At 58.8% G+C, this 25,558-nt stretch carries 22 protein-coding genes; 18 read left to right on the top strand and 4 right to left on the bottom strand.

Annotated features, from left to right (window positions below; all coding sequences use genetic code 11):
- The first annotated feature begins 38 nt into the window (after positions 1–38).
- On the top strand, positions 39–1,193 hold the full coding sequence (locus GHO41_RS18460; protein WP_153434305.1) for an iron-containing alcohol dehydrogenase: 1,155 nt from the start codon (positions 39–41) through the stop codon (positions 1,191–1,193).
- Between the two features lie 37 nt (positions 1,194–1,230).
- Here GHO41_RS18460 and poxB read toward each other — a convergent pair whose 3' ends face one another.
- Positions 1,231–2,952 carry a ubiquinone-dependent pyruvate dehydrogenase gene (gene poxB / locus GHO41_RS18455; RefSeq protein ID WP_048368656.1) on the bottom strand — a complete coding sequence of 574 codons (1,722 nt, stop codon included), beginning with the start codon at positions 2,950–2,952 and terminating at the stop codon, positions 1,231–1,233.
- A 528-nt stretch (positions 2,953–3,480) separates the two neighbouring features.
- Between poxB and GHO41_RS18450 the strand changes: the two genes are divergently transcribed.
- Complete coding sequence (locus GHO41_RS18450) at positions 3,481–4,860, top strand: glutamine synthetase family protein (protein ID WP_048368803.1); 1,380 nt, start codon at positions 3,481–3,483, stop codon at positions 4,858–4,860.
- A 196-nt stretch (positions 4,861–5,056) separates the two neighbouring features.
- Positions 5,057–5,701 carry a class I SAM-dependent methyltransferase gene (locus GHO41_RS18445; RefSeq protein ID WP_153434304.1) on the top strand — a complete coding sequence of 215 codons (645 nt, stop codon included), beginning with the start codon at positions 5,057–5,059 and terminating at the stop codon, positions 5,699–5,701.
- Here GHO41_RS18445 and ampC read toward each other — a convergent pair.
- Positions 5,698–6,849, bottom strand: a complete 1,152-nt coding sequence (gene ampC / locus GHO41_RS18440) for a class C beta-lactamase (protein ID WP_371928974.1) — start codon at positions 6,847–6,849, stop codon at positions 5,698–5,700. The genes GHO41_RS18445 and ampC overlap by 4 nt on opposite strands.
- Positions 6,850–7,152: 303 nt before the next feature.
- Between ampC and rnd the strand changes: the two genes are divergently transcribed.
- From rnd to GHO41_RS18425, 3 genes are all read left to right on the top strand, one after another.
- A complete protein-coding gene (gene rnd / locus GHO41_RS18435) occupies positions 7,153–8,286 on the top strand; it encodes a ribonuclease D (RefSeq protein ID WP_048368653.1) in 1,134 nt (377 codons plus the stop codon).
- Positions 8,283–8,576, top strand: coding sequence for a YcgL domain-containing protein (locus tag GHO41_RS18430; protein ID WP_048368652.1), 294 nt, complete (start codon positions 8,283–8,285; stop codon positions 8,574–8,576). The genes rnd and GHO41_RS18430 overlap by 4 nt, the downstream gene beginning before the upstream one ends.
- Before the next feature lie 101 nt (positions 8,577–8,677).
- A complete protein-coding gene (locus GHO41_RS18425) occupies positions 8,678–9,610 on the top strand; it encodes a D-2-hydroxyacid dehydrogenase (RefSeq protein ID WP_153391821.1) in 933 nt (310 codons plus the stop codon).
- Between the two features lie 104 nt (positions 9,611–9,714).
- Here the strand turns inward: GHO41_RS18425 and GHO41_RS18420 are convergent, their stop codons facing one another.
- The gene (locus tag GHO41_RS18420; RefSeq protein WP_153434302.1) at positions 9,715–10,308 is read right to left on the bottom strand and encodes a nitroreductase family protein; all 594 of its coding nucleotides are present in this window, start codon (positions 10,306–10,308) and stop codon (positions 9,715–9,717) included.
- A 156-nt stretch (positions 10,309–10,464) separates the two neighbouring features.
- On the opposite strand from GHO41_RS18420, the gene GHO41_RS18415 reads away from it, so the two are divergent.
- From GHO41_RS18415 to GHO41_RS18370, 10 genes are all read left to right on the top strand, one after another.
- The gene (locus GHO41_RS18415; protein WP_048368649.1) at positions 10,465–10,914 is read left to right on the top strand and encodes a YcgN family cysteine cluster protein; all 450 of its coding nucleotides are present in this window, start codon (positions 10,465–10,467) and stop codon (positions 10,912–10,914) included.
- Between the two features lie 27 nt (positions 10,915–10,941).
- Positions 10,942–12,174, top strand: a complete 1,233-nt coding sequence (locus GHO41_RS18410) for a hypothetical protein (protein WP_153434301.1) — start codon at positions 10,942–10,944, stop codon at positions 12,172–12,174.
- A gap of 118 nt (positions 12,175–12,292) precedes the next feature.
- Positions 12,293–13,291 (top strand): RHS repeat-associated core domain-containing protein, encoded by a 999-nt coding sequence (locus GHO41_RS18405; protein ID WP_153434300.1) that lies wholly within the window; start codon positions 12,293–12,295, stop codon positions 13,289–13,291.
- Between the two features lie 287 nt (positions 13,292–13,578).
- Entirely contained in the window at positions 13,579–14,985 is a 1,407-nt protein-coding gene (locus GHO41_RS18400) for a hypothetical protein (protein ID WP_153434299.1), read from the top strand.
- A gap of 256 nt (positions 14,986–15,241) precedes the next feature.
- Positions 15,242–15,331, top strand: a complete 90-nt coding sequence (gene kdpF, locus GHO41_RS18395) for a K(+)-transporting ATPase subunit F (protein ID WP_048368646.1) — start codon at positions 15,242–15,244, stop codon at positions 15,329–15,331.
- A gap of 8 nt (positions 15,332–15,339) precedes the next feature.
- Positions 15,340–17,034, top strand: a complete 1,695-nt coding sequence (gene kdpA, locus GHO41_RS18390; protein ID WP_048368645.1) for a potassium-transporting ATPase subunit KdpA — start codon at positions 15,340–15,342, stop codon at positions 17,032–17,034.
- 10 nt (positions 17,035–17,044) lie between these two features.
- Positions 17,045–19,117, top strand: coding sequence for a potassium-transporting ATPase subunit KdpB (gene kdpB, locus GHO41_RS18385; RefSeq protein ID WP_153434298.1), 2,073 nt, complete (start codon positions 17,045–17,047; stop codon positions 19,115–19,117).
- A gap of 21 nt (positions 19,118–19,138) precedes the next feature.
- Positions 19,139–19,687 carry a potassium-transporting ATPase subunit KdpC gene (kdpC, locus tag GHO41_RS18380; protein ID WP_048368643.1) on the top strand — a complete coding sequence of 183 codons (549 nt, stop codon included), beginning with the start codon at positions 19,139–19,141 and terminating at the stop codon, positions 19,685–19,687.
- 90 nt (positions 19,688–19,777) lie between these two features.
- Entirely contained in the window at positions 19,778–22,444 is a 2,667-nt protein-coding gene (locus GHO41_RS18375; protein ID WP_153434297.1) for a sensor histidine kinase KdpD, read from the top strand.
- Between the two features lie 36 nt (positions 22,445–22,480).
- A complete protein-coding gene (locus tag GHO41_RS18370) occupies positions 22,481–23,167 on the top strand; it encodes a response regulator (protein WP_153434296.1) in 687 nt (228 codons plus the stop codon).
- A 7-nt stretch (positions 23,168–23,174) separates the two neighbouring features.
- On the opposite strand, the gene GHO41_RS18365 is transcribed toward GHO41_RS18370, so the two are convergent.
- On the bottom strand, positions 23,175–24,233 hold the full coding sequence (locus tag GHO41_RS18365; RefSeq protein ID WP_153434295.1) for a patatin-like phospholipase family protein: 1,059 nt from the start codon (positions 24,231–24,233) through the stop codon (positions 23,175–23,177).
- Positions 24,234–24,398: 165 nt separating this feature from the next.
- Here GHO41_RS18365 and GHO41_RS18360 point away from each other — a divergent pair, with 165 nt between their 5' ends.
- Both GHO41_RS18360 and GHO41_RS18355 read left to right on the top strand, forming a co-directional pair.
- On the top strand, positions 24,399–24,677 hold the full coding sequence (locus GHO41_RS18360; protein ID WP_048368639.1) for a hypothetical protein: 279 nt from the start codon (positions 24,399–24,401) through the stop codon (positions 24,675–24,677).
- A 28-nt stretch (positions 24,678–24,705) separates the two neighbouring features.
- Positions 24,706–25,455 (top strand): CHAD domain-containing protein, encoded by a 750-nt coding sequence (locus GHO41_RS18355; RefSeq protein WP_048368638.1) that lies wholly within the window; start codon positions 24,706–24,708, stop codon positions 25,453–25,455.
- Positions 25,456–25,558: the final 103 nt, after the last annotated feature.

Genomic DNA, 25,558 nt, shown 5'->3' with positions numbered 1-25,558 from the left:
CTCCTACAGGGGGATTCATCAGTTAACAGGAGTCAGCGATGAACCATGAATTCAGAAGCGTGCCGCGCATCATTTGCGAAGCCGGGGCACTGCAAGAACTTGGCTATGTATTCCGTGGCCTGGGGGCACAGCGGGTGCTGCTGGTGTGCGATCCGGGGATTGTCAGCCTCGGCTTTGCCGGCCGCGCACAAGCGGTACTCGAAGCCGCCGGGTGCGCGGTGGCGGTATTTGATCACGTCACGCCGGACCCGTCTTCAGCCGTGGTTGAGCAAGCCGCCCGCCAGGCCAAAGCATTCCAGGCCGATGGCGTGCTGGGCCTGGGCGGTGGCAGTTCATTGGACGCCGCCAAACTGGTCGCTCTGCTGACCAACAGCGACCAGCCACTTGAAAACCTCTACGGCACCGACAAAGCCCGTGGCAAACGGGTGCCGCTGGTGCTGATGCCGACCACCTCGGGCACCGGTTCGGAGGTGACCTGGGTGTCGGTGATCACCGATCCGCAGAATAAAAAACAGGCGGTCTATTCGCCGCAACTGCTGCCGGACGTGGCCATTCTCGACCCGCTGCTGACCTTGGGCCTGCCGCCCAAAGTGACGGCGGCCACGGGGCTGGACGCCATGGTCCATGCGATTGAGGCCTACACCAGCCGCACCCGGAAAAACCCGATTTCCGATGGTCTGGCCACGGCCGCATTGAACTTGTTGGGCAGCAACCTGCGCAAAGTGCTGGCTGACGGCACGGACCTGCCAGCGCGTACGGCCATGCTGCAAGGGTCGTTGATGGCGGGCATGGCGTTCGTCAATGCGTCGGTGGCGGCGATTCACGCCCTGGCGTATCCGCTGGGTGCGCGCTTTCACATCCCCCACGGCCACGCCAACGCTTTGGTCATGGCCCCGGTGCTCCGCTTTAACCTGGCAGCGGCTCAGCGCCAATACGCCGAACTGGCGGCGCACCTGTTGCCGGGCGAGCATTTTGCCGACGAAGCCAGCGCCGCAGAAGCCTTTGTGCGAGCCATTGAAAGCCTGGTCGAGGACAGCGGCCTGGAGCTGCGTTTGTCTGAGTTGAAAGTGGATGAGCCGTCGCTGGCGGTCATGGCCAGCGAGGTGGTGGTGGGCATTCGTCGCTTGATCGACAGCAACCCGTGCGACATGAACGAGCAGGAGGTTGAAGCGATTTACCGGCGTATTTTTTAAGCCTGAGCAGCGGCGCCCTCAGGCGCCGCTGTTCCGTTCAGCGCAATAGATTGACCTTGGCCAGATCAATCAACTCCTTGGCGCGGCCATCCATCACGGTTTTAAGCATGAACAGGCTAAAGCCCTTGGCTTGTTCGAAGGTTTTGGTCGGCGGCATCACCAGTTCCTGACGGGCGCTGACCACGTCCACCAGCACCGGGCCGTCATGGCTGAAGGCTTCACGCAGCGCGGCTTCCAGCTGCGACGGATGCTCGACGCGAATCCCTTTGACGCCCATGGCTTCGGCCATCGCGGCAAAGTTGGGGTTGTCCAGGTCGCAGCCCACGTCCGGGAAACCGGCCGCCTTCATTTCCATTTCAACAAAGCCCAGGGTGCCGTTGTTCAGCACAATGACTTTGACCGGCAAACCCACCTGATTGAGGGTCAAGAAATCGCCCATCATCATGGTGAAACCGCCATCGCCCGACATTGAAATCACTTGGCGGTAAGGGAAGGTCGCCTGCGCGCCGATGGCTTGCAACATGGCGTTGGCCATCGAGCCGTGGTTGAACGAGCCAACCAGGCGGCGCTGGCCGTTCATTTTCAGGTAACGGGCGGCCCATGCGGTCGGGGTGCCGACATCACAGGTGAAAATCGCATCTTCTGCCGCCAGCTCGCTGACCAGACGGTTCAAGTATTGCGGGTGGATGATGTCGCTGTTGGGGCCGCTTTCAGCCAGGGCGTCGAGGTCCTGACGCGCTTTTTTATAATCTTTGAGGGCTGACTCAAGGTGATCGCGATCCGGGTTTTGCGCCAGCTTGGGCAGCACGGCCTGCAACGTCAGCTTCACATCGCCAAGAAGCCCCAACTCCAGGCCGCAGCGATTGCCCAGCGCTTCGGGTCGCAGATCGATCTGCGCGATGTGACCGTGCTCCGGGTAGAACTGCCGATAGGGGAAGTTGGTGCCGAGCATCAGCAGCGTGTCGCAGTTTTTCATGGCCAGATAACCCGAGGCAAAACCGATCAGCCCGGTCATGCCGACGTCATACGGGTTGTCGTACTCCACATGCTCCTTGCCGCGCAACGCATGCACGATGGGTGCGTTCAGACGTTCGGCCAGGGCGAGGATCTCGGTGTGGGCATCGACGCAACCGGCGCCGCACAGCAGGGTGACTTTTTTGCCGTCATTCAAAAACGCCGCCAACTCATCGATATCGCTGTCGCTGGGGCGAACCAGCGGCTGAGTCGGGGTGAGCCAGTTCGGTACTTTCGCTTCAGTTTGCTGCAGCGCCACATCCCCCGGAATCACCACCACCGCCACGCCGCGTTTGGCGATGGCGATGCGCATGGCACGCTCCAGAATTTGCGGCAGTTGTTCGGGGCGCGAGACCAGTTCCACGTAGTGGCTGCATTCCTTGAACAGGCTCTCGGGGTGCGTGGCCTGAAAGTAGTCAATGCCGATTTCGCTGCCCGGAATGTGCGCGGCCAGCGCCAACACCGGCACACCGCTGCGATGGGCGTCGAACAGGCCGTTGATCAAGTGCAGGTTGCCGGGCCCGCAACTGCCGGCACACACCGCCAGTTCGCCGGTCAGATGCGCTTCAGCGCCTGCGGCAAAGGCTGCGGCTTCTTCGTTGCGCATGTGAATCCACTTGATTTGCTCCTGGCGGCGCAGTGAGTCGGTAAAGCCGTTCAAAGAATCGCCGACCACGCCATACACACGTTTAACGCCGGCTTGCTGAAAAGTCTCGGTGATGAAATCGGCTACTGTTCTGGACACGGAGGACGCCTCTCAAAGTCAGATAAAAGATGGCTTGGGTTGCCTTTGCCCAAGCAGGATAGACACTGCATCCGACCTTGCCGGTTTTTAAAACGTTCGATGAAAATCTGTTCATGTGCCACAACCGTGCCGCTCTCTAGCGCGCGGCTGGGCGATTAATGTTTAGTCAGCCTGCAACTGAATATCTGAAACTCTGTGTTGCATCGGGTCACCCAGTCGTGTGAGGCTACGGCTTCAGTGTTGACCAAGGTCGAAGGTATGGGTGGTTTGCGAGGAGCGCATGAACGATGCAGTGTGTCGCAGACACCGCTATTGCGTGGCGTTCGGTCCCGTTACTTTGCTCCTTGCCCCTCCAGCCGTTGTGCACTCCCTTCCAAATTGGCCTTTTGGGCCCTGTTCCACTGCCGGCATGCCCGCCCGCCGGATACTCGTGTTTCGCATTAAGTCCTGACTGCCTGCTGCCTTGAAAAGGCGCAGTTGCCTCGGCGCGCCCGTGCGCCTGTCTGATACGAAATGATGAGCATGACCATGACTGCTACGACCCCGTTTGCCCCGCTGAATGAAGCCCTCGATTTTCTGGAACTGAACCCGGATATCGAGATGTTCGAGCTGTTTATCATCGACAACAACGGCGTGCCGCGCGGCAAGTTGCTGCACCGCGATGAGTTGCTGGCGGTGTATGAAAGCGGGCGGCCGCTGCCGAGCACGATTCTGGGCCTGAGCATCAACGGCGATGACGTCGAAAACACCGGGCTGGTGTGGGACGTGGGCGATATTGACTGCCGGGCCTACCCGATCAGCGGCAGTTTGCAACGCATGCCGTGGCGCTTGATCCCCACCGCCGCGGTGCAAGTCAGCATGCACCCGACCCAAGGTATGCCAGCCACGGTGGCCGACCCGCGGCATTTGCTGGCCAAGGTTATTGATGGCCTGAAAGCTGACGGTTATTACCCGGTGATGGCGGCCGAGATGGAGTTTTACCTGCTCGATCAGCAGCGCGACAGCAACGGGCGCCCGCAACCGGCCCGTGATGCCGACGGTCAGCGGCCCCGGGCAACCCAGGTGTACGGGCTGCGTGAGCTGGAGCAGATCGAACCGTTCCTCGCGGACTTGTACAGTGCCTGCAAACTGCAAGGGATTCCGGCGCGCACGGCGATATCTGAATACGCACCGGGGCAGGTCGAAATCACCCTTGAACACCGCGCTGATGCCTTGCAGGCCATGGACGAAGCGGTGCGCTACAAACGCCTGGTCAAGGGCGTGGCGCACAAGCACGGGATGGTCGCGTGTTTTATGGCCAAGCCGTTTGATGACCTGGCCGGCACCGGTCTGCACATGCACGTGAGCCTGGCCGACAAGGACGGCAATAACCTGTTCGCCAGCGAAGCACCAGCCGGAACGCCGCTGCTCAAACACGCGGTGGGCGGCATGCTCAGCACTTTACTCGACTCGTTGCTGATGTTTTGCCCGAATGCCAACTCGTATCGCCGTTTCCAGAGCAACAGCTACGCGCCGCTGGCCGCGACCTGGGGGGTGGACAACCGCACCGTGAGTTTGCGTGTTCCGGGCGGCCCGGCGTATTCGCGGCACATTGAGCACCGAATCTGTGGTGCAGACGCCAACCCGTACCTGGCCGCTGCGGCCATTCTGGCTGGGATTCATCGCGGGATCCGTGAGCAGCGTGATCCGGGTGCGCCGATTGAAGGCAATGGTTATGCCCAGGCCAGCGAATTACTGCCGACCGACTGGCTGACCACCTTGCGCGCGCTGCAAGCCTCGGAGTGGGCCAAAGAGGCGTTTGGCCCGGAGTTCCTGAAGGTGTATCTGGCCGTGAAAAACGGCGAGTACCGCCAGTTCATGGGCGAAGTGGGCGAGCAGGACTGGCGCTGGTATTTGCAGCAGGCGTAATCAGTGTTGCTGATTAATCTGTAGGAGCGAGCTTGCCTCGCGATCTGTTGGTCGTTTAAAAGATCGCGAGGCAAGCTCGCTCCTACAAAATTGCGTGTTTAATCACGCTGCTTTTCATACTTTCCTAACATTTTTTTCACTGGTTGCCCCTTAACCTTTGTGTTGAATATCCCTAAACACAAGAGTTCGCGGGCCCATGTCATCGCAGCTACCTTCCACCATTGAGCTTGAGTTCGCCGAGCGTTACGACCGCGAACATGCGCAGGTCTGCCTGGATGTGCGGCCAGCAGGGCTTGTCCGGCGTCTGGCCGGGTGGCGTGAGCACCTACTGGTTCGCCGGGCACTTAAAGTGGCGGGGGAGCCGGGGCTGGTGTTGGATGTGGCCTGCGGCGTCGGGCGTTTCTGGCCGGTGCTGGCCGAGCACGACAACCGGGTCATTCTGGCGTCGGACGCTTCGCAAGGCATGCTCGACCATGCGCAAACCCATCATCCTGCCAGCCTGTTAAAACGCATCACGCTGTTTAAAAGCTCGGTGTTTTCCATCGATTTGTCTGAAAACGCCGTGGACAGCATCTTTTGCATGCAGCTGTTTCATCACGTCAGTGACAGCGAGCATCGCCTGGCCATTTTGCGAGAGCTCTCTCGGGTAAGCCGCGACACGTTGATTGTGTCGGTGTCGGTGGGGCGCACCACCCGCCAGCGTGACAGCCAGCGGGTGGTCATCAGCAAGCATGAGCTTGAAACGCAGTTCGCCCTGGCGGGCTTCAGCATCCTCAAGCATTACGATGTGCTGCCCGGCTTTGCGCAGGGCAGCATTTATGTGTTGCGCAAAGGCGCTTAGTTCAATGCCTTGAAAATCGCGTAGGCCAGTTCTACGCGGGCACTGTTGGGGTAGTTTTTGTTGGCCAGGATGACCACGGCCTGTTGTTTGTCAGGCAGGACCGCGATGTAACCGCCAAACCCCGAGGTAGAGCCGGTTTTGTTAAGCCATACGGCTTTTTGTGGCGCCAGCGGCGGGTTCAACGCCACAGCCTTGTTGGTCTCATAGGCCATGGTGTTTGAGTTGCCTTCCAGCAAGTCTGCCTGTGTGGCCGGGTAAGGGTATTGCTCCCAAATCAGGTCCTGGGTCATGGGGCCGATCTGGAAGTAGCCGGTGTGGGTGTTCTGCACTGCACGTTCGATCGCCGATGCGGGCTTGCCCGTGTTCAGGTTCAGTTGCGCGAAATGAATCAGGTCGCGAGCGCTGGTCCGCACGCCGTAGGCTTCGTCGGCCAGCACGTCCGGGGTGAGCCTGCGCGGCTGGTTCTGCTTGTCATACCCTTGGGCATACAGCGGCATTTTGTCCTGCGGCACGCTCAGATAGGTGCTGCTCAGGCCCAAAGCGGGGTAGAGCATGTTTTGCATGGCCGACTTGAACGGCATCTGCAAGCTCTTGGCGGCGATCACGCCGAGCATGCCAATGCTGGGGTTGGCGTAGGTTCTGTGGGTGCCGGCTTGATAAGTCGGCTGCCAGTGTTTGAGGTAATCCTGCAGTTGCTCATCGTTTTTTACGTTATCTGGCACTTGCAAGGGAAAACCCCCGGCCGTGTGCGTTGCCAGATGCAACAGCGGCACTTTGCCGAACGCACTGCCTTGCAACTGCGGCAGGTAGTGGCTGACCGGCTCGGTGAAAGACAGCTTGCCTTCGACTTGCGCGTAGGACGCCAGGGTGGCGGTAAACAGTTTGCTGATCGAACCGACTTCAAACAGCGTGTCGGGGGTTGTTCTGGCATCGGTTTCTTTGGAGGCCAGGCCGAAGCTGTAGAACTGCTGTTTGCCCTTGTCGCTGATGGCAATGACCAGGCCAGGCACTTCGTACTGCTGCATCAGCGCTTTCGCGGCTTTTTGCACGCTGTCTTCAATGTCGGGGGCAAAGGGCTCGGCATGGGCAACGCTGGCAAGGGTGCTCAGCGCAAGGGCGCAGGCTGCAGTGGAGAGTGTTCGGGTAATGCGCATACAGGGCAGTCTCGATTTTATTAGTGGGTATAGCGCCTGGCACAACGCCAGATTCACTCATTACCTTGTCACGTCATATTTCGTAACGACGCCATCGGGGTAAATCAAGCGCGATATTTTAGAGGCTGAAACGCGTCAAGTCATGGGCGAAGATAAAGTTACTGACAAAAAATAACGAAGTATTGAAGGTCATAGCCTTTTAATGCGTAGGTTTTTTCGTCGCCAAGATTGCGAGTCGATGCTCGGAATACCCTGGTAGCGATATATACTGCGCGCCATTCTTCAAGGGAGAGCCGTGTGGCCATCGATATTCACTGGATTCGCGACAACGATAGCCTCGGCCAACATTGTGCCGAATGGCAACACTTGCCATTCATAGCCCTCGACACCGAATTTATGCGGGTCGACACCTTTTACCCGATTGCCGGGCTGATTCAAATTGGCGACGGTGAGCGGGCTTTTCTGATTGACCCCTTGACCATCGACAACTGGCAGCCGCTGGCTGCACTGCTGGAAAACCCGGCGGTGGTTAAAGTGCTGCATGCGTGCAGTGAAGACCTGGAAGTGCTGTTGCGTCTGACGGGCAGCTTGCCTGCGCCGTTGTTCGACACCCAACTGGCAGCGGCCTATCTGAACCTGGGCTTCTCGATGGGTTATTCGAGGCTGGTCAAAGAGGTGCTCGACCTCGACCTGCCTAAAGGCGAAACCCGTTCTGACTGGTTGCAACGCCCGTTGTCGGAAACGCAGATCAGCTACGCCGCTGAAGATGCCCAGCATCTGGCTGAGGTGTATGTGCAGTTGCGTCCGCGCCTGTCGGATGACAAGTACAACTGGGTGCTGGAGGACGGCGCCGAACTGGTGGCCAACCTGCGCCGTGAGGTCGACCCTTACGAGGTGTACCGAGAGGCCAAACTGGCCTGGAAACTATCGCGTCAGCAACTCGCGGTGTTGCGCGAAGTGTGCGCCTGGCGTGAGCTGCAAGCCCGTGCCCGGGACCTGCCACGCAACCGTGTGGTGCGTGAGCATGCGCTGTGGCCATTGGCCAAAACCCAGCCAGATAACCTGGTGACCCTGGCGCGCATTGAAGACATGCACCCGCGCACGGTGCGTCAGGATGGCGAGTTCCTGCTGGATCTGATCAAGCGGGCAAGCAGCCTGGGCCCGGACCAATGGCCCCCGGCCGTGCCTGAGCCGTTGCCGGTCGAGGCTGCTGCGCTGGTCAAGCGCCTGCGTGCCATCGGTCAGGCCGAGGCTGAGCGTCTGAACATTGCGCCTGAGCTGATGCTGCGCAAGAAAACCCTCGAAGCCCTGCTCAAAAGCGGCTACCCCGAGGGGCCTTATCAATTGCCCGATTCACTGCGCGGTTGGCGCCGTGAGTTGATGGGCCAGGCGCTGCTTGATTGTCTGGCCGACGCTGGAGAACCGTCTTGAAACATATTTGCTCGATCTACCGCAGCCCAAAACGCAATGGCATGTACCTGTACGTGTTAAAAGCCGAAGCACTGGAGCGTGTGCCAGAAACCCTGTTGAGTGGTTTTGGCAAACCGCAGCACGCCTTCGACCTGGTGCTGACCCCGGAGCGCACACTGGCCCGTGAAGACATCGGCAAAGTCCTGGAAAACCTCAAAGAACAGGGCTACCACCTGCAAATGCCGCCGGCCGAAGACGAATACATCGAGCACTTGCCTGAAGAGCTGTTGCGTCGTAACGACCCTGTGTAAAGGCTCTGGTGCAGAACAGACTCACTTTGATTGCCGGTGGCTGAACGCAATGGAGCAAACCCGGGCGCGGCGGCTGGCAATGTTTTAATAAGGTTAGAAGCATGCGTGTCCTGATTGCCGAGCAAGATTACTCGCTGTACGCCCAACTCTTGCAACAAGCGGCCCCTGAACTGCAAGTGCACACCAGTGGCGACTCGGCGCAACTGGCGCAGTTGGCTGCCGACTGCCCGGTGTGGCTGGGCCAGCCGGACCTGATGGCCACCCTGTTGCGCCAAGGGCACACGCCGCAATGGCTGCAATCGACCTGGGCGGGGATCACCCCGTTACTCGCTGAAGGGTTGGGGCGCGATTACCGGCTGAGCCGTGCGGTCGGTATTTTTGGTCAGGTCATGGCCGAATACGTACTGACCTACATGCTCGGTCACGAACGTGAAGTGATGGCGCGGCTGGTCAGCCAGGTCGAGCGCAAATGGGACAATCGCACGGGCCAGAGCCTGGTCGGACGCAAGGTCTTGATCGTCGGGGCAGGTGACATCGGCCAGACCGTGGCGCAGTTCCTGCAACCGTTCGGGGTTGAGTTGTACGCCATTGCCAGCAGCGCGCGGGAACAGGCGCCGTTCACCGAGGTTGCGACCTTGGGTGATCTGCCGCGTTTGGTCAGCCAGATGGATTACGTGATCAACCTGTTGCCCAACACCCCTGAAACCCACGACTTGTACGATGCCGAGCTGTTTGCCCTGTTCAATCCCAACGCCGTCTTCATCAATGCCGGACGGGGTGTGGCGGTGGTGGATGCTGACTTGGTTGAAGCGCTGCGTCTGGGGCACTTGGCCGGCGCCATCATTGACGTCTGCCGCCAAGAACCATTGCCGGCCAAACACCCGTTCTGGACAGCCTGGGGTCTGCTGCTGACCGGCCACAGCTCGGCACCCACCTCACCGCCAATGATGGTGCAACTGTTCATCGACAACCTGCGCGCGTACCAGGCGGGCGAGCCGCTGCGTGGAGAAGTGGACTTCGAACGCGGGTATTAAAGGCTCCATTCATACTGTAGGAGCGAGCTTGCCTCGCGATCTTTTGATCTTTAAAGATCGCGAGGCAAGCTCGCTCCTACAGGCTGCAGTGCCCTCAATCCCCCTTACAGGCTGAAATCACCTTCAGCGACCAGCTTGCTCAACGGCTCGCGCTGGCTTGGGACTTCCTTGGCTTGCAGGTAGTCCACCAGGGTTGCTTTGTCGCCCAGTTTGCCAATGGCAACCATGGCCTGAACCGCGTAACCCTCAGGGATCTTCAGCTCGGTGCGGGCCCGTTCAAAATCCAGACCGCTCATGCCGTGGGTATGCCAGCCGCTCAAGTGCGCTTGCAAGGCCAGTTGGCCCCAGGCGGCGCCTGTATCAAAGGCGTGGGTGGGTGCAGGTTTTTCTTCTGTGCTGCCCGGTGCGGCGAAGGTGGTTTTCGACACGATTACCACCAATGCCGCGGCGTGCTTGGCCCAACCCTGGTTGAACTCAACCAGCAGGCTCAAGTAACGCTCAAACTCAGGGGTGCCGCGCAGGGCGAACAAAAAGCGCCAAGGCTGTGCGTTGTACGCCGACGGGGCCCAGCGGGCCGCTTCGAAAAAGCTCAGCAGGGTTGGCTTGTCCAGGGTTGCGTCGGTAAAGGCGCGCGGTGACCAGCGCTGGGTGAATTGCTCGTGAATCGGGTGTTCGGCAACGCGGTTGGAGGTTGGCATTCGAGTTTCCTGAGTGGATTTGACCAGCCGCAAAACTACTGTCATGTCTGCAAGCTGACAAGTCCTGTTACGCCGTCAGTCACAAGCGCTTGGCCCACGGCAGCTTGGGCACTAGACTGGCGGCCTTTTCCACTCCCTGATGTTGATGTTTGAGCCATGGCCGCAATCGTAAAACCCTTCTGGATCCGCAAAACCCTCGATCAACTCGATCAAGAGGAGTGGGAGTCATTGTGCGACGGCTGTGGCCTGTGCTGCCTGCAAAAACTCGAGGATGAAGAGGACAACAGCGTCTATTACACCCGTATCGCCTGCAAATTGCTCGACATGAAAACCTGCCAGTGCAGCGACTATGCCAACCGTCGTGACAGCGTGCCCGATTGCATCCAGTTGTCACCCGGCAAGGCTGAAGAGTTCAAGTGGCTGCCGCCCACTTGCGGTTACCGGCTGGTCAGCGAGCGCAAGGACTTGCCGCTCTGGCACCACCTGGTCTGCGGGGACCCTGAGGCCGTGCATCATGAGCGCATTTCGCAATCCGGGCGCATGCTGGCCGAGGGCAGCGTGCCGGAAGACGACTGGGAAGATCATCTGATTTTTCGCGCCGGTTAAGTGCCGGAGCGGTGCAAAGGAGTGTGTATGCCGCTGTGTTTTAAATGGCCTTTGGGCGTGTTGCTGATCATCGCCAGCGGCCCGCTATGGGCGGGCAAAAAAGTCGACCTGGATTACCACGTGCAACTGATGCCGCAGAGCAATCAGGCGCAGGTGCGCGTTATTCTGGCTGACGGCTCTGCGGTGCGAAGCCTGGACTTCGACCTGGGGGTGCCCGACAGTTACAGCGATTTCAAGGCAGACGGGCAGTGGCAATTGACCCCGGACCCCGAGCACAGCCGTGGTCTGTGGCATCCGGGGCCGGGAAAGGCCAGCCTCACTTACCGCGTGCAGTTGAATCACCCGCTCAAAAATGGCAGCTACGACACCCTCATGACCCCGACGTGGGCCTTGTTTCGCGGTGAACAGTTGGTCCCGCCTGCAAGCCTCGATCAACAAGACGGCACCGAGTTGGTCTCGCGGCTTGAGTTCGAACTGCCCAAGGGCTGGAAAAGTGTTGAAACCGCGTGGCCGCGTATCGGTAAGAACCGCTTTCGCATCGATGATGCTTCCCGGGTGTTTGACCGGCCTACGGGCTGGATGCTCGCTGGCACGCTAGGCACCCGGCGTACCACCTTGGGTGAAACCGAAGTGACCGTGTCGGCGCCAAAAGGGCAGGGCATGCACCGCATGGATGTCATCACCTTGCTTACGTTTGTGTGGCCGCAAGTGCAAGCCGTGTTCCCGCGTAACCCACCTAAACTGTTGATCGTGGGGGCGGCCAGCCCGATGTGGAAAGGCAGTACGGCTGACCACAACTCAATTTATCTCTCAAGCGTCCTGCCGCTGGTCAGCGAAAGCGGCAGCAGCCCGTTACTGCGAGAAGTGGTGCAAGTGTTTGCCGGCATTAATGCCGAGCCAGGCCATGAGTGGATCGTTGACGGTCTCAGTGAGTACTACGCCATTGAACTGCTGCGCCGTGCGGGCGGCATGAGCGACGAGCGTTATCAGACCCTGCAGCATCGGCTCAATGCGGCCGGTAAAGGCGTCACTCATTTGCGCGCAGCGACCGTTAACCAGGCGATGCAGGCCCGTGCGGTAACGGTGTTGCAGGCACTGGACCGCGAAATACGCTTGCAAACACACAACAAGCGTTCGCTGGATGACGTGAGCCGGGCGCTGATGCGCATGGACAAGGTGAACACGGCGTCTTTCATCCAGCTCAGCGAAAGTGTGCTGGACGGGAGCTCCAGTGTGTTGGACAGCCCATTGCTGCGCTAATCTGCGCATCGCACTGATATTGATTTACATATTTGGGCATACAACCTGGCCCTATTGTCAGGTGCTCCAAATCGGCACATGGTAGACACTTCAGTTTCATTTACTGGAGTGTCAAACCATGACGGTTTCAATCATCAGCTTTAACTATGATCCCCTTGATCGCTATATAGCGTTTACGCGTTCGGATGAGCCTGTCGGGTTGCGCTTCTATCAGAGAGATCAGTGGGTAACGGCCATTCAGGGCAACGTGGCCACTTCGCTGTTGCGCAATAATCATCAAGCGCTTGCACAACGTGACTCTACAGGGGCCACCTTATTTGCAACCGACTTGCCCGGTTCTGCCATAAGCCTTGTCAAGCCACTGCATCCGGTTAATAACGTTGTCTATAGCCCTTATGGTTATTCCCGGTCTCTCGACAGTGCGAGTGCGTTGGTGGGGTTTAACGGCGAATTGCCTGAAGCTATTACCGGTCACTATTTATTGGGCAATGGTTATCGAGCGTATAACCCGGTACTGATGCGATTTAACAGCCCTGACTCGCTGAGCCCCTTTTCAAAAGGCGGTATTAATGCCTACGCATATTGTTCGGGCGATCCTGTTAACAAACAGGACCCAACGGGTAGATTTTTTACCCAGTGGTTAAAAATGCTACGCAGGGTGCCTCCGGCAGTTGCAGTTACCGGATCTACTGCACCTGGAGTGCTTGAGCAAGCACAAGAGGTGTTTGACTTGACTTATAGAGCATTGGTATCCGTCCCTGGGACGCGAACGTTCGACTCACCTGGAAGACAGCATATTAATCACGTGGCCTCACAAGGCTCGCTGAGCCAGCCTTTTTCTCGTGCGTTGGTTACGGTCAATCATAATTTGAACACTAATGGCGTCCCCTTGGATCAGGTTGCAGGTAACCACTACGGCGCCCTCTTGACGAACGTGGAGAGGGGACATACCTCCAACGCAGGCGCACATGCAAGCGCGGCTGCATATTGGTTAATTAATACGTCTGGACCAGAAAGACTCGTGGGCGCGAGCTTCAACTTTTTCGGCTTTCTGTCTGCGGGACCTCATGATGCAAAGGCTTTTAAGACCGGCGTTGCTCTGCGTAGCCAGAGATAATGCTGGTTTGATTGGAGCACACTGCCGTCTTTTATGGCAGCAACGATAATGCCGATAAATAGCTCAAATTCTACCTGAGAACTTGGTAATCAAGGCTGTCGCAAACAAAGGGTGCTTTCATACCGTTCGATTCGATAAACATACGGACTGAAGCGTACCTGAAGGTTCGCTGTTGATAACGTATGGATAACGAATACCTATCAGATCTGCTAGTTGTGCTGGTGCTGGCATTTATTTAAGATTTTATGCCTTACGGTGTGTGCGCAATATTATAGGTAGGCTGCACAATGGACAGGCAATCGGGAAAAACAATCGCGACTGATGGCGACGTAAAACATTGGATGACCTCCCTTCATCCCTTGCTGGGCACTTTAAAGTTGCATGAGCTAAAAATCCCTTCAACCCAGCACTCAGGGTTGATTGAATGCGACGGTCAGCAGGATGAAAGCAACGGGTCCGATTCCACCGGATCGCCCTGGGGATTCCAGATTAAGGCCGGTATCAGGGCGTTGGATTTACGAATTTACCAACATGAGGAAGGGCATTGGGTTTTTCACTACAATAACTTGCCTTCCTTGCACTCCGTACAGAGCCTGATCGATTGGTGTAATGCTTACTACAGTGCGCCAGAGCCGATCATTAATAATGAGATTATTGTTTTACATATTCATGGTTGTTTCTCGCCCATGGATCAATTTAACGACAGTCAGTTGAGAGATCTTTTTGTTAATGGCTTGCGATCAACGAGCTTGATACCGCGCCGTGCGGCCCTTTTGAATTTGATGCAGATACACCAAGATTATCCAGGGAAAAACATTGTTCTCAGTTGGGATAGATGTGTGGATGATGATTTAATCTGGCCTTATCGCTGGCAGGGCTGGGTCAAGACTGATGTGCCTGCGGGAAAAGAACACAAAGCCACGTTGCCGCTGCGTTTAATTTGTAATGCCGTCACAGAATGTATTTCAACACTCGTTGTGGCGAATACCAGTTCTCCTGCTATGAGTGCTGGTCAGCCGAGCGTCTGTTCTGAGCTTGATCATGGTTTGATTGAAAAGTGTATAAATTACAATCTCGATGCTGCGCCGTTTTATGCTCCTGAACTTGAGCAAAGTGGGTATAACTATATTTCGGAAAAATTTCATTTGATTATTAATCCTGTTTTGAGGACGGTGCAATACCAGATTGATTTTCTTGGAAGAGGCTTTATGGCGTATCCGCACACATTATCTAATGGTTGTCATAATATTGAAATCCCCGTCGCGAGGAATCAGATGTTCAACTTGACTGTTCGTGCGTTGGATGCCAGGGGGAAAATTTCAGAGTCTAAAATGTTAAGCGTTAATACAACTGCTCCCGCTCCTATTGTTGCGTTTAGTGACCCAAGCAGTTCTGGGAATTCTAAGATAAAAGATATACGTATTGAAGGTACTGGTTCCGATAGGGTCGCTTTCATAATGTTGGATATAAATAGCTTTTACGACTTCCCTCAAGTGGAGATAACAGTTTTTCGCTTGCAGAAGGAAGGTATAGATAACAGTCCTGCGGTATATCAAAAATTAGTTTCTAAGAACGCGGCGGGTGCTATGTTTCCCATGGTTGAAGGCGGGGCGTATGTAGCAGTCGTGCAGGGGGCCGACTTTGGAGGCTATAGGTACGGAACCGTTTGGGAACAATTTGGCTCTCGGTCCTGAGTAAAGGCTTAACAAAAAATACAGGCTTAAATGATGGTCGCCGACAGTCTGGCGGCGGCTTATATGGTCGGCTGCTCTAACAGGACCACGTTATAACTTGCGGAGCAGAAGGTAGCCTGCGCAGAGATAATTGCTTCCTGTCATTCATTTTTTACACCTTCTTTACGCCCCCGTACGCCTCTCGATCTCGATCCTTTACGCCCACATTGCACACACTCTTCCTACACGCGGCACGTGCCGCTTTGGGAGAGTTGTCATGGGCGTTCTGGATGGGGTGTCCCTGCTGCTGGCAGTGGGGCTGTTCGTTTATCTGTTGGTTGCGCTGTTGCGCGCAGATCAGAACTAGGAGCGGATATGCACAGTTATGACTATGCGCTGATTCTGGCCTTCTTCGTTCTGGTATTACTGCCAGCACCGTGGCTGGGGCGCTTTTATTACAAAGTTATGGAAGGTCAGCGTACCTGGATGACTCCGGTACTGGGGCCCGTCGAAAACGTGTGCTATCGCATTGCCGGGGTTGATCCGAACAGCGAGCAAAGCTGGGTTAAATACATGCTGGCGCTGCTGGCCTTTAACCTCGCGGGGTTTGTCATCCTGTTCGCGATTCTGCTGTTTCAGCAGTACCTGCCGCTCAACCCGCAACACTTGCCGGGGCAAGAGTGGACGCTGGCGTTCAACACGGCGGTGAGCTTTGTCACCAACACCAACTGGCAGAGTTACAGCGGTGAAGCGTCGCTCAGCTACCTCAGCCAAATGGTCGGCCTGACCGTGCAGAACTTTGTCAGTGCCGCCACCGGCCTTGCGGTACTGGTCGCGCTGTGTCGCGGTATCAGCCGCCGCTCAACTAAAACCTTGGGTAACTTCTGGGCTGACATGACCCGCGCCACGCTGTATGGCCTGTTACCGTTGTGCCTGGTGCTGGCGGTGTTTCTGGTGTGGCAGGGCGTGCCGCAAACCTTTGCGCACTATGTCAACGCTGTGACGATGCAAGGTGTCGATCAGGTGATCCCGCTGGGCCCGGCTGCCAGCCAGATTGCGATCAAGCAACTGGGTACCAATGGTGGTGGTTTCTTCGGTGCCAACTCGGCGCACCCTTTCGAGAACCCGACAGCCTGGAGCAACCTGTTTGAACTGGCCTCGATCATCCTGATCCCGGTGGCGCTGGTGTTCACCTTTGGCCATTACGTCAAAGACCTGCGCCAAAGCCGGGCCATTATGGCCTGCATGCTGGCGTTGTTCCTGATCGGTGGCGGCACCGCGCTGTATGCCGAGTACCAGCCCAACCCGACGCTGAACAGCCCGCTGGTTGAGCACACTGCGCCGCAGGAAGGCAAGGAAGTCCGCTTCGGCACCACCGCCACAGTGCTGTGGGCCGAGACCACTACCGCCGCTTCCAACGGTTCGGTGAACGCCATGCACGACAGCCTCAACCCCATGAGCGGGATGGTGGCGATGGTCAACATGATGGTCGGCGAAGTGATCTTCGGCGGTGTCGGTGCCGGGCTCTACGGCATGTTGCTCAACGTGCTGATCGCGGTGTTCCTTGCCGGCCTGATGATCGGCCGCACCCCGGAGTACCTCGGTAAAAAGCTGCAAGCCAAAGAAGTGCAATTGCTGGTGGTGACCCTGCTGGTGATGCCGGTGGGTGTGCTGGTGCTGGCCGCTATTGCGGCGGTATTGCCCAGTGCAGTGGCGGCGGTGAGTAACCCCGGCCCACACGGTTTCAGCCAGATCTTGTACGCCTTTACCTCGGCCAGTGCCAACAACGGCTCGGCGTTTGGCGGGCTCAGTGGCAACACGCCGTTTTACAACCTGATGCTGAGCCTGGGCATGTTGCTCGGACGCTTCGGTTACATCCTCCCGGTACTGGCCCTGGCGGGCAGTCTGGCGATGAAGAAAACCGCACCGGTTGGCCAAAACACCTTCCCGACCCACGGCCCGTTGTTTGTGGCACTGCTGACCGTGACCATTTTGCTGGTAGGCGGCCTGACCTTCTTGCCGACGCTGGCACTGGGTCCCATCGCTGAACAACTGACTATGGGCTTCTAAGGAGACGATCATGACTATGCCTGCTCCTGTTTCAAAATTGACGCCTACGCCTGAAACCGAGGCGCCGCAAACCCCTAAAACGGCGTTTGCCGACCTCTGGCGCCCGGCGTTGCTGCAAGCCTTTGTCAAACTCGACCCGCGCCAGCTGAAACGCTCGCCGGTGATGCTGGTGGTTGAGCTGACCGCCATTTTTACCTCGGTGTTGTGCTTTATGCCGGAAGCGTCGGTGCCCACCGCGGTGGCCGTGCAAATCGCCATCTGGCTGTGGTTCACCGTGTTGTTCGCCAACTTTGCCGAAGCCTTGGCCGAAGGCCGCGGTAAAGCCCGCGCCGACAGCCTCAAGGCCGGCAGTGAGGGTTTGAGTGCTCGCCGCCGGACCACGACGGGCAGCTTTGAAATCGTGCCGGCAACCCGCCTGCGCAAAGGTGATGTGGTGCGCGTTGAGGCCGGGGAGATGATCCCCGGTGACGGCGAGGTGATCGAAGGGATTGCCGCCGTCAACGAGGCCGCGATTACCGGCGAGTCTGCGCCGGTGATTCGTGAGTCGGGTGGTGATCGCTCGGCGGTCACCGGCAACACCCGGTTGGTGTCGGACTGGCTGCTGGTGCGCATCAGCACCAACCCCGGCGAGTCGACCCTGGACCGCATGATTGCCCTGGTCGAAGGTGCCAAACGGCAGAAAACCCCGAACGAAATCGCGCTGGATATTCTGCTGATCGGCCTGACCCTGATCTTCCTGATCGTGGTGGTGACCCTGCAACCGTTTGCCTTCTATGCCGGTGGCAGCCTGCCGCTGGTGTTTCTGGTGGCGCTGCTGGTTACGCTGATCCCGACCACCATTGGTGGCTTGCTGTCCGCCATCGGTATCGCCGGTATGGACCGTCTGGTGCGCCTCAACGTGATCGCCAAATCGGGCCGTGCGGTTGAAGCGGCGGGTGACGTGCATGTACTGATGCTCGACAAGACCGGCACCATCACCTTTGGTAACCGTCGTTGCGCCGCCCTGTATGCTTCACCGGGTGTGACCGCCAAAGAGCTGGCCGAAGGGGCGCTGCGTGCGTCGTTGGCGGACGACACAGCGGAAGGCAAGTCCATCGTCGAATTCATTCGCGGCTTGCACAGCTTCACTGAGCCTGCGGTCGAGGAATTCACAGCGGTGCCGTTTACCGCCGAAACACGCTTGTCGGGTATCGACTACCACGGCCGGGTGTACCGCAAAGGCGCGGTGGATTCGGTGCTGGCGTTTGTTGGTATGAAACGTCACGAAGTGCTGCCTGCGTTGTCCCGTGAAATCGACAAAATCGCACAAAGTGGCGGTACCCCGTTGCTGGTCTGTGGCCAGGGCCGTTTGCTCGGCGCGATTCACCTCAAGGACGTGGTAAAGCCCGGCATTCGCGAGCGCTTTGCCGAACTGCGCAAGCTGGGCATTCGGACCGTGATGGTGACCGGCGACAACCCGTTGACCGCCGCCGCAATCGCAGCCGAAGCCGGGGTGGATGATGTGCTGGCCGAAGCCACACCCGAGAAAAAACTGGCGCGCATTCGCCATGAGCAGAACGACGGCCGCCTGGTAGCGATGTGCGGCGACGGCGCCAACGACGCCCCGGCGCTGGCTCAGGCTGACGTGGGCATGGCGATGAACGACGGCACCCAGGCGGCGCGTGAAGCGGCCAACATGGTTGACCTCGATAGCGATCCGACCAAGCTGCTGGACGTAGTGCAAATCGGCAAGGAACTGCTGGTGACGCGAGGCGCGCTGACGACCTTTTCGATTGCCAATGACGTGGCCAAGTACTTCGCGATCCTGCCCGCACTGTTTGCCTCGATCTACCCGCAGTTGGGCGTGCTCAACATCATGCATTTGGCCAGCCCGCAGAGCGCGATTCTCTCGGCCATCGTGTTCAACGCCTTGATCATCGTGGTGTTGATTCCCTTGGCTCTGCGCGGGGTGCGGGTACAGGCGGCCAGCGCTGCACACTTGCTGCGTCGCAACCTGCTGATCTATGGCGTGGGCGGGCTGGTGGTGCCGTTTATCGGCATCAAGCTGATCGACATGCTGCTCACTGCGCTGCACTTGGTTTAAGCGTTTTCGGAGGGATTGATCATGGCAAATGTATTACGTCCGGCCTTGAGCCTGATGCTGTTGATGACCGCTATTACCGGCGTGGCTTACCCGCTGGTCGTGACCGGGATCGCCCAAGTGGCGTTCCCGCAGCAAGCCAACGGCAGCCTGGTGCGTGACAGCGCCGGGCAGGTCAAGGGCTCGGCATTGATTGCGCAAGACTTTACCGGTGACGACTGGTTCCACCCACGGCCTTCGGCGGGCGCGTTTGCCACGGTGTCGAGTTCGGCGAGCAACCTGGCGCCGAGCAACCCGGCCCTGGCCACACGGGTCAAGGAAAGTGCGGCGCAGCTTGCCGTGCCGGATCAAGGCCCGGTGCCAATGGCCATGCTGACCACGTCGGGCAGCGGTCTGGACCCGCACTTGCCACCGGAGGCAATTCGCTATCAACTGGTACGGGTTGCAGCGGCTCGGCACTTGCCGGTACAAACGGTTGAGCAGTTGCTTGAACAACACATCGAACAACCGTTGATAGGCCCGCCGGTGGTCAATGTGCTGTTGCTGAACCAGGCGTTGGCGCAGTTGCAGTAAATCTCCTGTAGGAGCGAGCTTGCCTCGCGATCTTTAAAACTCGCGAGACAAGCTCGCTCCTACAGTTTATGTATTCATCAGGACAAACCCATGAGCCATTCCGGTCGCGCCGATGCGTTGTTAGCTGACTTGCCACGCGCCGGCCGTGGCCGGCTCAAAGTGTTTCTGGGCGCGGCCCCCGGCGTTGGCAAGACGTACGCCATGCTGCAGGCCGCGCACACCCAATTGCGCCAAGGGGGCACGCTGTTGGCCGGGGTGGTCGAAACCCATGGCCGCGCTGAAACCGAAGTGTTGCTCAACGGTTTGCCCCAACTGGCCATGCTGCGCTCGGAGTATCGCGGCGTGCAGCTTGAAGAAATGGACCTCGATGGCCTGCTCGCGGCCAAGCCCAAGCTGGTGCTGGTCGATGAACTGGCCCACAGCAATGCACCTGGCAGCCGTCATGCCAAGCGCTGGCAGGACGTGCAGGAGTTGCTGGCAGCGGGCATTGACGTCTACACCACGGTCAACGTTCAACATCTCGAAAGCCTCAACGACCAGGTGCGCGGTATCACCGGGGTGCAAGTGCGTGAAACCGTGCCCGACTGGATCGTCCAGGAAGCCTATGAGCTGCTGTTGATCGACCTGCCACCCCGTGAGCTGCTGGAGCGGCTGCGCGAAGGCAAAGTCTATGTGCCTGAGCAGGCTCGTGCGGCCATCGATGCGTTTTTCTCCCAGACCAACCTCAACGCCCTGCGCGAACTGGCGATGCAGACCGCCGCCGTGTACGTCGACGATGAGCTGGACAAAGGCTATCGCCAGCAAGGGCAATCGGCCCCGGCGCTGCGTGGGCGGCTGCTGGTGGGCGTGGACGGTGATGTGCATGCCGAGCGTCTGGTTCGCCATGCCAGCCGGGTCGCAGAGCGGCGGCATTTGCCCTGGAGCCTGGTGCATGTGGATAACGGCACCGTGCGTGACGAGCAATCGCGCCTGCGCTTGCAGAGTGCCCAGCAATTGGCCGAGCGCCTGGGCGGCGAAGTGGTGTTGCTGCGTGCGGGCGAGGTGGCCAAAACCTTGATCCAGCACGCCAGCGAGCGTCGGGCCAGTCTGCTGTTGGTGGGGCAGTCGCGGCTAACCTGGCGCCGTCGGATGTTTGGTGGCGGGCTGGCTGCGCGCTTGCTGCGCGATGCCCATGGCCTGGAAATCAACGTGCTCGACCACGAGCAATCGCCCGCGCCGGTGGTTACCCGTGGCAAGCACACGCTGGTGTGGTTTGACTATGGTCTGGCGCTGGTGGCCACGGTGCTGGCCAGCGCCTTGGCCTGGGGGGTTTCCAGTGTGCTGGCGCTGCCCAACATCTCGCTGGTGTTTCTTGCGGCGGTGTTGCTGGTGGCGGTGCGCAGCAGCCTTGGGCCAGCGCTGGTCTGTGCGGCGATGTCATTTTTGGCTTATGACTTTCTGTTTATCCCGCCCAATTTCTCGTTCAGCATCCAGCGCGAAGAAGACGTACTCACGCTGTTGTTCTTTCTGTTAATGGCGGCTCTTACCGGTAACCTGGCCGCGCGCCAACGCCGACAACTGCAAGCCTTGCGCGACACCCAGGAAGAAACCACGCAGTTGCTCGACTTGTCGCGCAAGCTCACCGCTGCCACGGACCGTCAGGCAGTCATCAATGCCGCCGCCCAGCATTTGAGTGGCTGGAAAGAGCTCAACATGTGCCTGCTCAAGCGCGATGACAACGGCGACTGGACCATCGAAACCGGCGGCCCTTTGCATTTCAACGAAGCCGAGCGCGCCGCTGCGGACTGGGCCTGGTCACACCTTCAACCGGCAGGCAAAGGCACGGGCACGTTGCCCATGGGCAATTGGTGGTGGTGGCCGATCAGCGCTGAAGAAGGGCCACTGGCCTTGCTCGGCGTGAGCCCCAAAGACGGCCAAACCCTCAGTGGCCAACGTCGGCGCCTGTTGATGGCCTTGAGTCAGCCGCTGGCCCAGGCGCTGGCCCGTGCGCGTTTGGCGCAAGACCTGGAAGCTGCGCGCCTGCATGGCGAAACCGAACAACTGCGCAGTGCTTTGCTGGCCTCGGTGTCCCATGACTTGCGCACCCCGCTGACTACCATGCGCGGCAGCATCGATACGCTGCTGGCGCTGGGCGAGGCTATCGCACTGGAAGACCGGCGTGAATTGCTCGAAGGCACCCGCGATGAGGCTGAGCGTCTGGATCGCTACATCCAGAACCTGCTGGACATGACCCGCCTGGGCCACGGCGCCTTAAAACTGGCCCGTGACTGGGTGTCACCCGCCGACATCGTGGGCAGTGCCTTGAACCGGCTGCGCGCTGTACTGGCGCCGTTGCAGGTGCAAGTGGATGTGCCGCCGCAACTGCCGCTGTTGCATGTGCATGCGGCGTTGATCGAACAGGCCTTGGTCAATGTGCTGGAGAACGCTGCACGCTTTTCACCGCCCCATGGGCAACTGCGCCTGAGTGCCGGGGCGCATGAAGGGGAGTTGTGGTTTGCGGTGAGTGATCAAGGGCCGGGCATTCCCGAAGAAGACCGCGCCAAGATTTTTGACATGTTTTACACCGCTGCCCGTGGCGACCGAGGCGGGCAGGGCACCGGGCTTGGCCTGGCCATTTGCTTGGGCATGGTCGGCGCCCATGGCGGACGCATCACCGTGGCTGAAGGCATCGACGGGCAAGGCACTTGCATCACCTTGTTTCTGCCCTTGCGCGATCAACCGGCCATGGATCAGGAAGAGGCGGAGCGTGAAGACTGATACTCTTTGGCCCTACTTTTGTTGCGATGAATTGCCATGAGCCAGCCAGCGACGATTTTGGTCATTGATGACGAACCTCAGATCCGCAAGTTTTTGCGCATCAGTTTGGCGTCCCAGGGCTACACCGTGCTTGAGGCGGCGACCGGGGCCGAAGGCTTAAGCCAGGCGGCGTTGAACAAGCCGGACGTCATGGTCCTCGATCTGGGCCTGCCGGACATGGACGGCCAACAGGTGTTATGCGAGTTTCGCGAGTGGTCGACGGCGCCGGTGCTGGTGTTGTCAGTGCGTGCCAGCGAAGCGCAAAAAGTTCAGGCGCTGGACGGTGGCGCCAATGACTACGTGACCAAGCCGTTTGGCATTCAGGAGTTTTTGGCGCGCATCCGCGCCTTGTTGCGTCAGGCCCCTAGCGGAGAAACCGGGCAAGCGGCAGTTGAGCTGGGCCCGCTAATCATTGATCTGGCGTTTCGCCGGGTGCTGCTCGACGGCGTAGAAGTGGGCCTGACCCGCAAGGAATACGCGGTGCTGGCGCAACTGGCGAGCCATCCGGGGCGGGTGATTACCCAGCAGCAATTGCTCAAGGACATCTGGGGCCCGAGCCATGTCGAGAACAGTCACTACCTGCGGATCGTGGTCGGGCATTTGCGGCAAAAACTGGCCGATGATCCGACCTCGCCGCGTTTTATCGCCACCGAGGCCGGCGTGGGCTACCGGCTGTTGAGCTGACGCCGCGTCAAGGTTGCGAGCGCTGGTCAGCTTCATAGCGGTCCAGCGTGTCTTTGGCAATTTCCCGGCCCAGGGCGATCAGCTCGGCGGCCTTGTAAAACTCAAAGAAGCGGCACACCCGCTTTGGCACGTTGATCAAAATATCCGGCGGGTATCCGGCGATTTTGTACTGCGCCAAAGAGGTCTGCATCACCTCGAAGCTCTGGTTGATCAGATCCAGCAGCGAGGCGGGGCCGACGTTGTCGATGATGACCGAACCGGTGGCGGACTTGGGTGCGCCTTGCGTGTTGGCCGCAAGGCTGGGCGCAGGCTTGGGGGGCGCTGAGTCGATCCAGGGGTTGAAGGGCACTTCGGCTTCTGGCTCGGTGGCAGGCTTGAGCATCTCCTGTTCAAGGTCGAGCAGGTGCTCCGCCTGGCGGGTGCGAAACGGAATGTGAGAGCCCAGCGAATTCATCAGGTTGTTAAACCGGCCTTTAAAGGCCGCCGGGCGCGGGATCACCGGGAGCTGGTAATGGTTTTGCGTGGTGGAGTTGAGGTTGACGGCGACAATCAGGTCGCAGTGGCTGGACACCACCGGGACGATGGGCAGCGGGTTCAGCAAACCGCCATCGACCAGCATGCGATTGCCCTGCATCACCGGGGTAAACAGGCTGGGGATGGCCGCCGAGGCGCGCATGGCCTGGTGCAGGCAGCCTTCTTGAAACCAGATTTCCTGCTGATGGGTCAGGTCGGTGGCGACGGCGGTATAAGGGATGCGCAGGTCTTCAATATTGATCTCGCCGACAATGTTGCGAATTTGCCCGAAGACTCTCTCGCCACGAATGGCCCCGAGGCGAAAACTCACGTCCACCAGGCGCAGTACATCCAGGTAATCCAGGCTTTGAATCCAGTCGCGGTATTGATCAAGCTTGCCGGCGGCATAAATCCCGCCCACCACGGCGCCCATCGAACAGCCGGCAATGCAGGCAATCTCGTAACCCCGGCTTTCGAACTCTTCAATGACCCCGATGTGGGCATAGCCCCGTGCGCCTCCGGAGCCCAATACCAGTGCAATACGTTTTTTCATGAGCCGGTCCTTTGCAAGACAAGTGCTTACAATGCCTTTTTGTGTGAGTCAGTGACAGCTCAAAGCGGTTTGGCGAGCTAGTCTTGCTCCACGACGTTTTGCGTTACGGCACTTTTAGGCCGGTTGCCCGTCTTAGCACTGAACAATTATTTGAGGATTTGCCCCATGAAAGCTTGGATCTGTGTGCCATTAATGGCGATTGCTTTGGTCGGTTGCGCGGGCAAGAAGGTTTATCGTGACAGTTGCGGCACGCAGTTGGACGCGGCCTGGCACGAACTGGACCTGGCCAAGGCTGAAGGGTTTGCCGGTACGGTCAGCTATTCCAAAGCCCTGTCTTTGCTGACGGCGGCGAAAACTCAGCAACAATTCGAGGCCTTTGAAGGCTGCACGGCCAAGGCCGAGAAGGCGCGCTTCTATATCCAGGAGTCCCGCGCCGGGCGTTGAGGCGCCAACCTGACGAGGGAGAGTAAGGATGTCTGATTTGGTTAATCGGATCGTGGCTAACTGCTTACGTCTGGAGGTCAAGTTGTTGGCCTGCCAGGCGCGTTTAGCGGCCCAAACCGATCCTGAAGCACTGCATGACCTGCGCACGACGGTCCGTCGTTTACGCAGCCTGTTACGCCCGTTGCGGGGGTTGCCGGGCGTGGTCCAGCTTGAAATGTCGGCCTCGCAGGTCGGTGTTTTGACAACCCCGCTGCGAGACCTTGAAGTGTTGGCGGCGCACCTGGAACAACAGGGCCACCCGACCCTGGCCAAGCGCCGGCTAACACAATTGGCCGGCAGCTACCCGCGGGTGGCGGCCAGTACCGAGCTGTCGCAATTGCTGATGATCCTTGAGGCGTTCCCGCGCTTTTTGCGCGCCAGCCAACGTGAGGGCTTGTTGCGCGGGTTGCGCCAACGCATTGAGGCGATATTGGCCAAGCAATGGCAGGCGCTGCACAAAGCCCTGAAGGATCCGGCCCACGACCGGCATAAGGTCCGGTTGTTGATCAAGCGCGTGCGTTATGGCGCTGAAGCCTACCCCGAGCTGGACCGCGTGCCCAAAGCCGTAATGAAACACCTCAAAGAGGCGCAAAAGGCCTTGGGTGAATGGCATGACGCCTGGCAGTGGCTCGCTCAGGCAGAGCAACAGCCCGATCTGCAACCGTGCGTTGAGCAATGGCGCGCCACCTTGGCCCGAGGCGAGAAACGCGCGGACCGGGTGTTGGCCAAATTGCGCTGAGGCGTTCACATACCTCTGTAGGAGGTGCCGCCCCGTCTTCGACGCCGCGCTGTCGCGCAGCAAACAGGCCGCCGAGTATCTTCAGCATCCCCCAATCGGTTCC

The sequence above is a fragment of the Pseudomonas sp. FSL R10-0399 genome (assembly GCF_009600165.1).
Lineage (GTDB): Bacteria > Pseudomonadota > Gammaproteobacteria > Pseudomonadales > Pseudomonadaceae > Aquipseudomonas > Aquipseudomonas helleri.
The sequence above is the reverse complement of the archived record's forward strand: the minus strand, read 5'-3'. Positions and strand labels throughout refer to the sequence as shown.

Coding starts and splice junctions, on each gene's coding strand:
- GHO41_RS18460 (WP_153434305.1), top strand. CDS start 39: ATGAACCATGAATTCAGAAGCGTGCCGCGCATCATTTGCGAAGCCGGG.
- GHO41_RS18450 (WP_048368803.1), top strand. CDS start 3,481: ATGACTGCTACGACCCCGTTTGCCCCGCTGAATGAAGCCCTCGATTTT.
- GHO41_RS18445 (WP_153434304.1), top strand. CDS start 5,057: ATGTCATCGCAGCTACCTTCCACCATTGAGCTTGAGTTCGCCGAGCGT.
- GHO41_RS18425 (WP_153391821.1), top strand. CDS start 8,678: ATGCGTGTCCTGATTGCCGAGCAAGATTACTCGCTGTACGCCCAACTC.
- GHO41_RS18420 (WP_153434302.1), bottom strand. CDS start 10,308: ATGCCAACCTCCAACCGCGTTGCCGAACACCCGATTCACGAGCAATTC.
- GHO41_RS18415 (WP_048368649.1), top strand. CDS start 10,465: ATGGCCGCAATCGTAAAACCCTTCTGGATCCGCAAAACCCTCGATCAA.
- GHO41_RS18410 (WP_153434301.1), top strand. CDS start 10,942: ATGCCGCTGTGTTTTAAATGGCCTTTGGGCGTGTTGCTGATCATCGCC.
- GHO41_RS18405 (WP_153434300.1), top strand. CDS start 12,293: ATGACGGTTTCAATCATCAGCTTTAACTATGATCCCCTTGATCGCTAT.
- GHO41_RS18400 (WP_153434299.1), top strand. CDS start 13,579: ATGGACAGGCAATCGGGAAAAACAATCGCGACTGATGGCGACGTAAAA.
- kdpF (WP_048368646.1), top strand. CDS start 15,242: ATGGGCGTTCTGGATGGGGTGTCCCTGCTGCTGGCAGTGGGGCTGTTC.
- kdpA (WP_048368645.1), top strand. CDS start 15,340: ATGCACAGTTATGACTATGCGCTGATTCTGGCCTTCTTCGTTCTGGTA.
- kdpB (WP_153434298.1), top strand. CDS start 17,045: ATGACTATGCCTGCTCCTGTTTCAAAATTGACGCCTACGCCTGAAACC.
- kdpC (WP_048368643.1), top strand. CDS start 19,139: ATGGCAAATGTATTACGTCCGGCCTTGAGCCTGATGCTGTTGATGACC.
- GHO41_RS18375 (WP_153434297.1), top strand. CDS start 19,778: ATGAGCCATTCCGGTCGCGCCGATGCGTTGTTAGCTGACTTGCCACGC.
- GHO41_RS18370 (WP_153434296.1), top strand. CDS start 22,481: ATGAGCCAGCCAGCGACGATTTTGGTCATTGATGACGAACCTCAGATC.
- GHO41_RS18365 (WP_153434295.1), bottom strand. CDS start 24,233: ATGAAAAAACGTATTGCACTGGTATTGGGCTCCGGAGGCGCACGGGGC.
- GHO41_RS18360 (WP_048368639.1), top strand. CDS start 24,399: ATGAAAGCTTGGATCTGTGTGCCATTAATGGCGATTGCTTTGGTCGGT.
- GHO41_RS18355 (WP_048368638.1), top strand. CDS start 24,706: ATGTCTGATTTGGTTAATCGGATCGTGGCTAACTGCTTACGTCTGGAG.